General features: G+C 68.3%; 9 protein-coding genes and 1 tRNA gene. 8 read left to right on the plus strand and 2 right to left on the minus strand.

All coding sequences use genetic code 11. From position 1 onward, the window contains the following. Position 1: 1 nt before the first annotated feature. From LY44_RS11170 to LY44_RS11185, 4 genes are all read left to right on the plus strand, one after another. Positions 2 to 2,734, plus strand: a complete 2,733-nt coding sequence (locus tag LY44_RS11170) for a sensor histidine kinase (protein ID WP_055209911.1) — start codon at positions 2 to 4, stop codon at positions 2,732 to 2,734. Positions 2,735 to 2,817: 83 nt separating this feature from the next. Next, the gene (locus LY44_RS11175) at positions 2,818 to 4,071 is read left to right on the plus strand and encodes a FliM/FliN family flagellar motor switch protein (protein WP_055209912.1); all 1,254 of its coding nucleotides are present in this window, start codon (positions 2,818 to 2,820) and stop codon (positions 4,069 to 4,071) included. Between the two features lie 95 nt (positions 4,072 to 4,166). Then, a complete protein-coding gene (locus tag LY44_RS11180; RefSeq protein WP_055209913.1) occupies positions 4,167 to 4,490 on the plus strand; it encodes a TraR/DksA family transcriptional regulator in 324 nt (107 codons plus the stop codon). 124 nt (positions 4,491 to 4,614) lie between these two features. Then, entirely contained in the window at positions 4,615 to 6,552 is a 1,938-nt protein-coding gene (locus tag LY44_RS11185) for an enoyl-CoA hydratase/isomerase family protein (protein ID WP_081029198.1), read from the plus strand. On the opposite strand, the gene LY44_RS11190 is transcribed toward LY44_RS11185, so the two are convergent. Beyond that, complete coding sequence (locus LY44_RS11190; protein WP_055209915.1) at positions 6,545 to 6,760, minus strand: hypothetical protein; 216 nt, start codon at positions 6,758 to 6,760, stop codon at positions 6,545 to 6,547. The two genes, LY44_RS11185 and LY44_RS11190, sit on opposite strands and share 8 nt — an antisense overlap. A gap of 142 nt (positions 6,761 to 6,902) precedes the next feature. Between LY44_RS11190 and LY44_RS11195 the strand changes: the two genes are divergently transcribed. Beyond that, positions 6,903 to 7,151 carry a DUF2312 domain-containing protein gene (locus LY44_RS11195; RefSeq protein WP_013068296.1) on the plus strand — a complete coding sequence of 83 codons (249 nt, stop codon included), beginning with the start codon at positions 6,903 to 6,905 and terminating at the stop codon, positions 7,149 to 7,151. A gap of 15 nt (positions 7,152 to 7,166) precedes the next feature. Here LY44_RS11195 and LY44_RS11200 read toward each other — a convergent pair whose 3' ends face one another. Further along, positions 7,167 to 8,054, minus strand: a complete 888-nt coding sequence (locus LY44_RS11200) for a hypothetical protein (RefSeq protein WP_055209916.1) — start codon at positions 8,052 to 8,054, stop codon at positions 7,167 to 7,169. Positions 8,055 to 8,155: 101 nt separating this feature from the next. Between LY44_RS11200 and LY44_RS11205 the strand changes: the two genes are divergently transcribed. From LY44_RS11205 to LY44_RS11215, 3 genes are all read left to right on the plus strand, one after another. After that, positions 8,156 to 8,231, plus strand: a tRNA-Thr gene (locus tag LY44_RS11205). A gap of 116 nt (positions 8,232 to 8,347) precedes the next feature. Next, positions 8,348 to 10,012, plus strand: a complete 1,665-nt coding sequence (locus tag LY44_RS11210; RefSeq protein ID WP_111396013.1) for an FAD-dependent oxidoreductase — start codon at positions 8,348 to 8,350, stop codon at positions 10,010 to 10,012. 475 nt (positions 10,013 to 10,487) lie between these two features. Beyond that, complete coding sequence (locus LY44_RS11215) at positions 10,488 to 11,696, plus strand: tyrosine-type recombinase/integrase (protein ID WP_055209918.1); 1,209 nt, start codon at positions 10,488 to 10,490, stop codon at positions 11,694 to 11,696. Positions 11,697 to 12,081: the final 385 nt, after the last annotated feature.

A 12,081-nucleotide genomic window follows, 5' to 3' on the forward strand; every position in this document is an offset into this window, starting at 1 on the left:
CATGCCCTTCGACGTGCTGGTCGGCGTTTCGCTGGTCTATGTGCTGGTGCTGTTCCTTGTCGCCTTCGTCGCCGAGCGTCGCGCCGCCCGGGGCCGGTTGCGCTTCCTGCACAGCCCCTGGGTCTACACGCTCTCGCTCTCGATCTATTGCACCGCCTGGACCTTTTACGGCGCGGTGGGCTATGCGGCGCGCTCGGGGCTGGAATTCCTGACCATCTATCTGGGTCCGACGCTGGTCTTCGTCGGCTGGTGGTGGGTCTTGCGCAAGCTCGTCCGGATCGGCCGGACCCAGCGCGTCACCTCGATTGCCGATCTGATTTCAAACCGTTACGGCAAGTCGAACCTATTGGGCGTGATCGTCACGCTGATGTCGGTGGCCTCGGCCACGCCTTATATCGCGCTGCAGCTGCAATCGGTCACGCTGTCCTTTGGCGTCTTCGCGGCGCAGACGCCCGGCTCCTGGGCGCTGCCCGACCAATCGGCGACGGCGCTCTGGATCGCGGGGGGGCTGGCGCTGTTCACCATCCTCTTCGGCACCCGCAATCTCGACGCGAACGAGCGTCACCACGGCGTCGTCACCGCCATCGCGCTGGAAGCGATCGTGAAACTGGTGGCGCTGCTGGCCGTCGGCATCTGGGTCGTCTGGGGCGTCGCGGGGGGGCTTTCCGACATCCTCGCCCGGATCGACGCCTCGGATATCGCCGAGTGGAGCCTGAAGCCCGGCCGCTTTGCGGGCCTCACCTTCGTCTCGGCCGCCGCCGTGCTGACGCTGCCGCGGATGTTTCAGGTGCTCGTCGTCGAAAACACCGACGAGCGGCATCTGGGCACCGCCAGCTGGGCCTTTCCGGCCTATCTGCTGCTGATGAGCCTTTTCGTCGTGCCGATCGCCGTCGTCGGGCTGGGCCATCCCGGCGCCGGGAGCAATCCCGATCTCTTCGTGCTGACCCTGCCGCTCTCCGAGGGCCGCGGCACGCTGGCGCTTTTGGCCTTTCTGGGCGGGTTTTCCTCGGCCACTTCGATGGTGATCGTCGCCGCCATCGCGCTCTCGACCATGGTGTCGAACCATGTCGTCACGCCTTTGTGGCTGGCGATCTACCGCGACGAACCGGCCGAGCGCGGCGATGTCCGGGGTCTTGTTCTGATGTCGCGGCGGCTCTCGATCGGGCTCGTGCTGGCGATGGGCTACGGCTATTACAAGCTCTCGGGCGGGACCGGGGCGCTGGCCGAGATCGGCCTGATCGCCTTTGTCGGCGCGGCGCAGGTGCTGCCCGCGCTTCTGGGCGGCATCTACTGGCGCGGCGCCACGCATCTGGGCGCGGCGACCGGGCTGCTGACCGGCTTCGCGATCTGGCTTTATGCGCTGTTCCTGCCCTCGGTCGGTGAAAGCGGGCTGATCTCGGCGCAGCTGATGGCCGAGGGGCCGCTGGGCCTTTCATGGCTGCGCCCGCAGGCGCTGTTCGGGATCGAGGGGCTTGACCCGCTGCTCCATGCGCTGCTCTGGAGCCTTCTGTTCAACACCCTGGCTTTCCTTGTGTTTTCGATCCTGTCCTTCCCGGGCCCGGTCGAGCGGCTGCAGGGCGTCGCCTTTGTCAATGTCTTCGAGGGGCGGCCGGGCGCGCGCGGCTGGTCGCGCACCCAGGCCGAGGCCGAGGATCTTCTGTCGATGGCGCAGCGCATTCTGGGCGCCGAGGAAGCGCAGCTGTTCTTTCAGGCGCAGGCGGCGGCGCAGGGCAGCCGCGGCTTCCTGCCCGATCCGACGCCGGATTTTCTGGCCGCGCTCGAACGGCAGCTGGCCGGGTCGGTCGGCGCGGCGACGGCGCATGCGATGATTTCGCAGCTCACCGGCGGCGCGGCGGTCTCGGTGCAGGATCTGATCGCGGTGGCCAACGAAGCCGCCGAGATCAAGGAATATTCCGCCCAGCTGGAGGCGAAATCGGCGGAACTGGCCCGCACCGCCCGCGCGCTTTCCGAGGCGAATGCGAAACTGACCGCGCTTTCGGTGCAAAAGGATGCGTTCCTGGGTCAGATCAGCCACGAATTGCGCACGCCGATGACCTCGATCCGGGCCTTTTCCGAGATTCTGATGGAGCCCGACCTGCCCGAGCCGCTGCGGGCGCAATATGCGGAAATCATTCATGAAGAGGCCCGCCGCCTGACCCGTCTTCTGGATGATCTTCTGGATCTTGCGGTGCTGGAAAACCGCAAGGTGCAGCTGACCGTTTCCGTGGCGAACCTGCATGACCTGATCGACCGCGCGGTGCAGGCGGCGTCGTCAACCCGGCCCGAGCGCGATTTCCGCTATGAACGCGATTTTCCCGCCGAACACATGCCGGTCTTCACCGACACCGACCGGCTGGTGCAGGTCTTCATCAACCTGATTTCGAATGCGCGCAAATATTGCGGTGCCGAACGCGCCGTGCTGCGCATCGAGGTGAAAAGGCGCGGCAAGCTGGTGCAGATCGACTTTTGCGACAATGGCGCGGGGATCCCGAAGGCCGCGCAGGGGCTGATCTTCGAGAAATTCTCGCGGCTGACCGACACGTCGAAGGCGGGCGGCGCGGGGCTCGGTCTGGCGATCTGCCGCGAGATCATGGCGAACCTTGGCGGGTCGATCGACTATCTGCCGGGGCAGGGCGGGGCGGCCTTCCGCGTGACCTTGCCGCTGCGCCGCCAGGGTCCGGGCCCGGTCCCGGGGGGCGTGGCAAGCTCCGGGAAAGACCGCGAAAAAGTGTAAAGTCCGGGGGCAGATCTCAACCTTTTGTAAACCTTGATCTGCGATTCCTTATCCGTCGACGCACAGGGAAACGGCGGGACGGGATGACGGAAGAACGGCTTCAAACAGTGATGCGGCGCAAGGCCGAGGCGGGCAGGCCCGCGGCGGACGGCTCTCCGGTCACGGCCGAACGGGCGATCGTGCAGGCGGTCTCGAAAGTGGCGCAGGACATGTTCCAGCTGCCCGCCCAGGTCATGCAGGTGAGCGAGGGGCGGCGGACCTTGGCCGACCTGCCCGAGGCGATCGATCCGTTTTCGCTCATCGCGATCATCGAGGGGCCCGAGGAAAGCATGGGCATCATCGCCCTGCCGCCCGAGACGCTTTCGGTGCTGATCGAGATGCAGACCACCGGCAATCTGGGCAAGGCCCCGCCGCCGCCGCGCAAGCCGACGCGGATCGACGCCTCGATGGTGGTCGATTTCCTCGATACGACGCTCGCGATGATCGAGGAAACGCTGGTCGAGACCGAGGCGGTGATCTGGGCGGGCGGCTTCCGCTATGCCTCCTATCTCGATGATCCGCGCCCGCTGGGGCTTTTGCTGGAAGACATGGGATACCGGCTCTGGCAGCTGGAAATCGGCTTTGGCGCCGGGTTCGAGCGCAAGGGCAAGCTGGTCTGGGCGGTGCCGGTGAACGGGCGCGGCCATTCGCTGCGCCGGATGCCCGGGCTGCCCGACGAGGGGCCGATCTCTCCCGACCGCGAGGCGGCGGAATGGGCGCATCGGCTGGAAAATTCGGTGATGGGCGCCTCGGCGCAGCTGGATGCGGTGCTGCATCGGGTGACGCTGCCCTTGGCGGCGGTGCTGCGGCTGCGCGCCGGGATGGACATTCCGATCCCCTCGGACGCTTTGGAAAATCTGACGGTCGAGGGGGTGGGGCGGCGCAAGCTCTCGGCCGCGCGGCTGGGCCAGCATCGCGGTCTGCGCGCGGTGCGGCTGATCGAACACGAGGAAGAAGAGCTGATGGCGCCGCCCGAACCGAAGGTGCGCCGCGTCGTGCCGCCGCCTTTCGAGGCGGGGCCGAGCCCCTTTGCCGGGAAATCGGCGCCAAGCGGCCCGCGCGCGCCGCTCGACCGGATCGATTCCCCGGCCTATGATCCGCTGCCCGGAGGCGGCGGCCTGGGGGGCCTTGGCGGTCTGGGCGGTCTGGAGGGCGGCAGCGATCTGGGTGGTCTGGGCGGTCTTGGCGGCTTCGACAGTGGCGCCGATCTGCCGCCGATGGGGCTGACGCTGGACGGGTTCGGTGGCGAGGATCCGGCGGGCGATCTGCCGCCGCTGAAGATCGGCTCGGGGTTCTGAGCCGGTCGCCCCCGTCTCTCGCCTCGCCTGTCGATTGACCTGTATCAAGGCATTCTTCCGGGTTTTGCGCTTTTCTCGCCGGACAGGAGGATGCGATGAAATCCCTTGAACACCGGCGGGAGGAGCTTTTGGCCCGCAAGGCGGCGCTGACGGCGCGGATGACGCAGATCTCGGACGAGTTCGAGACGCATGAGGCCAAGGACTGGGCCGAGATGGCGACCGAGCGCGAGGGCGACGAGGTGCTTGCCGATCTGGGCGATGCGGCCCGGGCCGAGCTGCGGATGATCGAGGCGGCGCTGGCGCGGCTTGATGATGGCGAATATGGCTATTGCGTCAGCTGTGGCGAACCGATCGCCGAGGAGCGGCTGGATCTTCTGCCCGCCACCCCCTTCTGCCGCGACCACGCCGCCCGGCATTGAAGCCCGCCTCGGGTCATGGCCTGGCGGGCGCGAAGATTTTCCTGTTCAAACCGCGGCTTGAGGCCGGGTTGCGCTTGCCGTGACCGGGGGCCCGCGCGTAACCTGCGGCAAAACCGGAGGGGGCATGGCAAGACGGGTGAGCGTGCAGCGGCGGGACGGTGTGGCGCTGGTGACGCTGGAGGGCGCGGCGACGGGGCCGAAGGACTGCGGCTTCGATCCGGCGCTGCGTCGGGAGCTTGACGCCGCGCTGACCGAGGCTTTCGCGACCCCGGGGCTGCAGGCGATCGTTCTGCGCGCCGGGCCGGGCGGCTGGCCCTGCGGCATCGATCCGGCCGAGGAGTACGGCCCCGAACAGCCGGTGCTGGCGGCGCTGTGCACGCAGCTTTCGCAGGCGAGCGTGCCGGTGGTGGCGGTGCTGTCGGGCACGATCTCGGGCGGGGCGCTGGCGCTGAGCCAGGCTGCGGGGCTGCGCCTTGCGCTGGCCGCGACGCGGTTTCACTGCCCCGAGGCGGGGCTGAACCTTTTGCCCGCGGCGGGGGGCACGGTGCGGCTGGTGCGCCGCGCGGGCGGGGCGGCGCTGGAGGCGCTGCTCTCGGGCCGGGTGCTGGATCCGGCGCAGGCGATGACGCTGGGCCTGTGCGATGCCGTCGCCTCCGAGGGCACGATCGAGACCGCCGCCCTGACCGAGGCCTTGCGCGTCGCGGCGCTGGGCCCCGAGGCGCCGTTTTCCCCGCGCGACGGTGCGCTCTCGAACCCGGGCGCGGCGCTCGATGCGCTGGCGGCGGCGCGGGCCCGCCATCCGGCGCGCGCCGATCTGCCCGCCGTCGCCCGCATCGCCGAGGTCGCCGAGGCGGCGCTTTTGCTGCCGCTCGCCGCCGCGCTGGATGTCGAGGCGGTGGCTTATGACGATCTGTCCCGCAGCGAGGCGGCGGCGGCGCTGCGCCATCTGGCGCGGGCGCGGGCGGCGGAGCAAACGCTCGCCGCCGCGCCGACCGAGGGCGTCGCCCCGGTCCTGCGCGTGGCGCTGTGGAACCCCTCGGCGGCGCAGACCGAGGCGCTGCTGCGGCGCGGGCTGTCGGTGCAGATCGGCACCACCGCGCCCGAGGCGCTGGCGCGTCTGCTGACCGAGATCGCCCGCGCGCAGGAACAGGCGGTGGCGGCGGGGCAGCTGGATCCCGCCCGCCGCGCAGCCGATTGGGCGCGGCTGGATCCGGTGGCCGCCCCCGAGGCTTTCGGGCCGACCGATCTCGTGATTGCGAAACCCGCCAGCCTTGCGGAGCGCGACCTTCTGCGGCAGGCCCTGCCCGCGGGGGCGGTTCTGGCGCTTTCGGGCACGGCGCCGGGCCCGGGCGAGCTGGGCATCGACCGCAGCCAGCGCCTTGCGGCGATCTGGGCGGCGACACCCGAACGGCTGGCCGATCTGCCGCGGCTGGCGGCGGTTTTGCGCGCGGGCGGGATGCGGGTGATCCATGCCCGGGCGCTGGCCCTGCGGCTCGAGGCGGCCTGGCTTTGCGCCGCCGATCGCTGCGTTCTGGCCGGGGCGGCGCCGCAGGCGGTCGATGCCGCGCTGACGCGCTGGGGCTTTGCCGAGGGACCCTTTGCCCGTGCCGCGCGGCTGGGCGCCGAGCGGACCGCGACCCGCCTGAGCGCCGCCGGGCGCGGGCCGGGCCCGGTTCTGGCGACGCTGGCGGTGCTGGGCGGGGGGCCGGAAGGGGCGGCCGAAGCGGCGCTGGCCGCGCTGCGTGCCGAGGCCGGGATCGTGCCGCGCCGCTTTTCCGAGACCGAGATCCTGGCCCGCATCCTGGCCGAGCTGGCGCTGCCGGGCCTGACCGCGCTGGAGACGGGGGAGGCGTTCCGGCCGGGCGACATCGATCTGATGGCGGGGGCGGAGCTTGGCTTTCCCGCGCCTCGCGGCGGGCCGATGTTTCAGGCCGACCGGATCGGCGCGCTGGCTTTGCGCAAGCGGTTGCGCGCGCTGGCGGCCGAGGGGGCGCCGCCGCCGCCCGCGCTCCTTGATGCGCTCATCCGCGACGGCCAGACCCTGGCCGGGCGCTTCACTTGAAGGTCACGCCCAGCACGACCAGCATCAGCCCGATCACCGAAACGAAAAGCGCGCCCAGGTTCAGCGCCACGATGCCGCGCAGCGCCGCGCGCAGGCCCGCATCATCGAGCCCGGCCTTTTTCGCCTTGGCCACTTGCGCCGCGCAATAGAGGATGCCGATCATCCCCAAAAGCGAGACCGCCGCGCCAGCCCAGATCAGAAAGTCCATCACCGCCTCCGTTTTGCCCGGGCTACCGCGCGCGCGGGGTCTTGGCAAGCGCCGTGATCGGGGGCGGGTTGCGGCTTGAAGGGGGGGCGGGGCTGCGCTAGTCAGGGGCTTCATCCCGCGTAACGACCTTCGGAGAGCCTTCATGTCGAACGACGCCTATACCGTGGCCGCGGACGAGCTGCGCCAGTTCATCGAGCAATACGAGCATCTTGAAGCCGAAAAGAAGGACATCACCGAGCAGCAGAAGGACATCATGTCCGAAGCCAAGGCCCGCGGCTATGATACCAAGGTGATCAAGAAGATCATCGCCATGCGCAAGCGCGACAAGAACGATCTGGCCGAGGAAGAGGCGATCCTCGATATCTACAAGGCCGCGCTCGGCATGTCGTAAGCGCCCGCCGCCGCGTCAGGGCGTGATCAGCGTCACGCCCGGCAGGCGGGCCATGTCGGCCAGATCGGCGGCGTAACGCGCAGCGATCTCGGCCACCAGATCCGCGGTGAAGCCCGGCAGGGGCACATCGGCCACCAGCGCCTCGGGGCGGGCGAATTTTTCCAGAAACGCGATCAGCACCTTGCGCCGCTGCTCGGCCGTCTGCGGCGGGTGGCTGGCCAGATAGGCGCGCAGCCGCCGGGCGCCCTCGGGCTGCATCAGCGCCTCGGCCAGACCATATTCGCCCATCAAAGCCCCTGCCTCGGGCAGCCCGCCCATCCGCCGCAGCACCTCGGGGAAGAGCAGCGGCAGATCCTCGTTGCACCAGAGCACGAGTTTCGCACCGACCCGCCCGGCGGCCTCGGCCATCCGCGCCACGACCGGACCCCAGCGCAGATCCTCGGGCGCATGGCCGCAGAGCAGCTCGGAAAAATCGCGGCCGGGCTGCCGCGCCGCCAGCGCCACCAAGAGCAGCGCGGGGTCAAGCAGGCCCAGGTGAAACTCGGTCCGGTCCTGCGGGAACAGATTGGCCAGCGGCACCAGCTTGTCGGCGGCGGCCGGATAAAGCCCGCTGGCGCCGATCGCGCGCTCGGGCAGGGCGAGGAAATTCTCGTAGCTGAAGACCAGCCGCTCGACCGGGCCGCGGGCGCCGCGCAGGCAGGCGGTGCGCAGCCGGTCCTGCGTCGCCGCATCGGCGGGCTGCCCTTTCAGCCCGATCAGCGCATCGCGCAGCGCCATGCGATAGGCCGCGGGGGCGGGGGCATGGGACTGCGCCGCGGTCATCGCCTCGGGGTTGGTGGCCAGCGTCCTGACAAGGCGTTCGTCATCGGTGGCATGGGCGCCCAGATGAAAGACCAGATCCATTGGTGTTCTCCTCGCGTCACCATAACGGCCAAAGCCGGGAAGGCAAAGCCCCGCCGTCCGGTCTTGCGCCGGGGCGGCCGGAAGGTTATTTCAGCACCGTGGCCGGCGTAGCTCAGTTGGTAGAGCGTCTGATTTGTAATCAGGGGGTCGGGGGTTCGAGTCCCTCCGCCGGCACCAGTCTTCATGGCAAGAAATCGGCCATCTTGCTGCCCTGCGGGGCCGGGCGGGCGTGAATAGGCTCTGGCGGTCCGGCGCCGTTCGGCTATGCTTCGCGCAGCAGCATGGAGGGTGTCATGGTCACGCGGATCGTCGTTCTGGGCGGGGGTTTCGGCGGCATGTACACGGCCCGCGCACTTGCGCGCAGGCTGGGCCGCAAGGCCGAGATCGAGCTGATCAACGCCGAGAATTACTTCGTCTTCCAGCCGCTTCTGCCCGAGGTGGGCGCGGGCTCGATCATGCCCGCCCATGCGGTCTCGCCGCTGCGCTTCCTGCTCAAGGGCGTGCAGGTGCGCAAGGCCGTCGTCGACAGCGTCGATTTCGAGCGCAAGGTGGTCACCGTCTTTCAGGGCATCCAGCGCCGCCCGACCGAGGTGCCCTATGACCATCTGGTGATCGCGCTGGGGCAGGGCACCGATTTCTCGCGCATGCCGGGGCTTGAGGAACATGCGCTGAAGATGAAGACGCTCGAGGATGCGCGGCGTCTGCGCGAGCATGTGATCGAGCAGCTTGAACATGCGCAGGTCACCGCGTTGCCCGACACCAAGCGCGGCGCGCTGACCTTCACCGTCGTCGGCGGCGGCTTTTCCGGCGTCGAGACCGTGGGCGAGATGAAGGAGCTGCTCGACCGCTCGTTGCCGTTCTATTCCAACATCGACCCCTCCGAAGTCCGCGTGCTGCTGGTCGAATATGCGCCGCGGATCCTGAACGAGATGCCGAAGGAGCTGGCCGATTACGCGACGAAGCATCTGCTCGGCCATGGCATCGAGCTGAAACTGGGCACCGGCGTGCGCTCGGCCACGCATCGGCAACTGGTGACGAGCGCGGGCGAGGTGATCGACACCCGCACCATCGTCGCCACGATCGGCAATGCGCCCTTGCCGGTGATCCTGCGCATGGGGCTGCCCCTGGAAAAGGGCCGCGTCGCGGTGGATCGCTGCCTGCGCGTCAAGGGTCGGACCGATGTCTGGGCGCTGGGCGATTGCGCGCTGATCCCGCTCAAGGACGATGCCACGGAGCGCAACGATTTCGCCCCGCCCACCGCGCAATTCGCGGTGCGCGAGGCGAAACGGGTCGCCGCCAACATCACCGCCGTGCTGAAGGGGCGCGCGCCCGGGGTCTTCGCCTACAGCTCGCGCGGCGCGCTGGCCTCGCTGGGCGCGAAACGCGGCGTCGCCGATATCTTCGGGCGCAACATCACCGGCTTTCCGGCCTGGTTCATCTGGCGGTCCTATTATCTGGCGTTGTTGCCGGGCATCGGTACCCGCATCCGGGTGATGATCAACTGGTCGCTCGATCTGCTGGGGGCGCGCAGCCTCGTGCAGCTGCGCACTTATCAGAAACCGCCGATGCGGCATGTCTATTTCCGCGCCGGCGACCGGATCTATCAGGCGGGCGACCGCTCGGACGGGTTCTACACGGTGATTTCGGGCGCGGTGCAGATGGTGCGGACCGACCCCGAGTCGGGCGAGATGACGACGCGGGTGATCGGCCCCGGCGGCCATTTCGGCGAACGGCTGATTCTGGGGGCGACGCGGCGCAAGACCTCGGTGAACGCGATCGAGGATACCAAGGTGCTGGTGATGAACCGCGCCGAATTCCTGATGCTGGTCGAAAGCTTCGAGGCCTTCCGCGATTATTTCCGCCCCTACATGGACAAGCACGGCGTCAGCCTGCCCGGCACGGCCGGGCCAGAGCCGAAAGCCGAGCCGAAAGAAGAGCCGCAGCGCCCGGGCGCCTGAGCCTGGCCGCGCCTGAGCCTGGCCGCGGCGGTGCCGCGCCCGGTTTTGGCGGCCTGCGACGGCCCGGAAAAGGAAAAGGCGCTGGAAAGTTTCCAGCGCCTTTTGGAATGATGGTGGGCGATAACGGATTTGAACCGCTGACATCTTCGATGTGAACAAAGCGCCGCGAGGCCAAGCTATTGTTTTTTGGCTGATCGCGCTGTTTTTATTGAGGCCGTTTCGACTGTCTCGCAAAGGTGTTTCAGGTTCGCCCAGTTCAATGAACCGCCGCGCGCTTCGTAAACGCGCACCGGATTGCAAATCCGTGAAGACCGGTTCGATTCCGGTGGTCTGCACCAGTGTCGTGTTGCATGCCGTCTCATGTTGACTCTGCGCCCCGGGAAATCTCAACGCCACAAAGATGTAATTGTCTCAAGGTGTTGCGGGTGATACCCCTGCACCGCATCGACAATGTGGGGCCAAGTGTGGGGCTGATATGGGGGCAAGGGACAAGCTGACGGCGGTCAAGATCCGGGCCGCGGCGCCGGGGCGATATGGCGACGGCGCCGGGTTATACCTCGACCGCACCGAGGACGGCGGAAAATGGCTTTACCGTTATACGATCGCCGGGCGGCGCCGCGACATGGGGCTGGGCTCTCTCGATGCCGTGACCCTCGCCCAGGCGCGCCGCGAGCGTGATCGCTGGGCCGCGGTGCTTGCATCCGGCCGGGACCCGATCTCCGAGCGGGCGCGCGAGAGGGAGGCCGCGGCAACGCGCGAGGACCCGTCGCTGTCGGATCTTGTCGACACCGTCTTTGGCGCGATCAAGCACACGCTCAAGGGTGAGGGGGAGGCGGGGCGCTGGATGTCGCCGCTGCGCGTCCATGTGCTTCCGAAGATCGGCACGCGCCCGGCATCATCGCTCCGGACCGCCGATTTCGTGCGCGTGCTGCAGCCGATCTGGCGCACGAAGCCGACGGTCGCCGAGAAGGCCTATTCGCGGCTCAACCTCTGCTTCAAGAAGGGCAAGCGCATCGGCTATGCCGTCGACTCCGACACGCTGGCCGCGGCGCGCGAGCTGCTGGGGGATCTGCACATCGAGCCCGAGCATATCGCCGCGACGCGCTGGCAGGATGCCCCGGCGCTGTTCACGCGGCTGGCCGGGGATACCTCCGGGCTGATGTGCCTGCGCCTGCTGCTGCTGACCGCCGTCCGGGGGGATGCGGCCCGGGGCGCGCGTTTCAACGAAATCGACGGCAGCCTGTGGATCGTGCCGAAAGAGCGCGTGAAGGGGCGGCTGAAAGCGGCCACGGATTTCCGCGTCCCGCTTTCGTCCCAGGCGCTTGCCATCGTGGCCGAGGCGCGGCGGCTCTCGAACGACCCCGAGACCGGCCTGCTGTTTCCGGGCGATCGCGGCGAACCGATCAGCCAGAATGCGCTGCTGAAGGCGATCAACAAGATCGGCGAGGCGGGCAGGCCGCACGGCTTTCGCACGACATTCCGAACCTGGGTGCAGGATACGCTGGACGGCTCGCACGATCTGGCGGCAGAGGCGGCGCTTGGCCACGTCATCGGCAACAAGGTGCGCCGCGCCTACGCCAGATCCGACTACCTCGACCAACGCGCCGCGCTCATGCAGCGGTGGGCGGACTATGTGACCGGCGAGTCGGCGCAGGTGGTGCAGCTGAGGCCAAGCGCGGGCTGATCTGGTCGGGCCTGGCGTCGCGATCGGCCCAAACCTGTCACTCGCTTGGCGTGAAATGCCGCGACGCGGCATTTCACTTTGCGGCCGTTCGCGTAACTTCCACCACCTAAAGCATCACGACAACTGAAGTGCGAAATTCCAACCTTCGCGATTCATGGGGGCAGTGCAACTTGAACCTTGACATTGGCCTATCGGTTGCACCAGCATAGGCAGGCTGTCGGATTGGCAGTGCAAGTCAATCTGCATCGACCTTTCACGCGCGGCCACCGGTCCGGAGAGCCTGTCAGCATTTAGCGTGAGACGTCTGTACTATGGAAGAAGGTGCTGACAATAGGCTGGCAGGAAAGAGTAACTCGCAACGATATTTCTGAGGAACTGGGTCTTT

The organism is Rhodobacter capsulatus (assembly GCF_003254295.1).
In the GTDB taxonomy this organism is placed as follows: Bacteria; Pseudomonadota; Alphaproteobacteria; order Rhodobacterales; family Rhodobacteraceae; genus Rhodobacter; species Rhodobacter capsulatus.

Bases quoted from the DNA above. Each gene is read 5' to 3' on its own strand.
- LY44_RS11180 (WP_055209913.1), top strand. From the start codon at position 4,167: ATGAAATCCCTTGAACACCGGCGGGAGGAGCTTTTGGCCCGCAAGGCG.
- LY44_RS11185 (WP_081029198.1), top strand. From the start codon at position 4,615: ATGGCAAGACGGGTGAGCGTGCAGCGGCGGGACGGTGTGGCGCTGGTG.
- LY44_RS11195 (WP_013068296.1), top strand. From the start codon at position 6,903: ATGTCGAACGACGCCTATACCGTGGCCGCGGACGAGCTGCGCCAGTTC.
- LY44_RS11175 (WP_055209912.1), top strand. From the start codon at position 2,818: ATGACGGAAGAACGGCTTCAAACAGTGATGCGGCGCAAGGCCGAGGCG.
- LY44_RS11210 (WP_111396013.1), top strand. From the start codon at position 8,348: ATGGTCACGCGGATCGTCGTTCTGGGCGGGGGTTTCGGCGGCATGTAC.
- LY44_RS11170 (WP_055209911.1), top strand. From the start codon at position 2: ATGCCCTTCGACGTGCTGGTCGGCGTTTCGCTGGTCTATGTGCTGGTG.
- LY44_RS11200 (WP_055209916.1), bottom strand. From the start codon at position 8,054: ATGGATCTGGTCTTTCATCTGGGCGCCCATGCCACCGATGACGAACGC.
- LY44_RS11190 (WP_055209915.1), bottom strand. From the start codon at position 6,760: ATGGACTTTCTGATCTGGGCTGGCGCGGCGGTCTCGCTTTTGGGGATG.
- LY44_RS11215 (WP_055209918.1), top strand. From the start codon at position 10,488: ATGGGGGCAAGGGACAAGCTGACGGCGGTCAAGATCCGGGCCGCGGCG.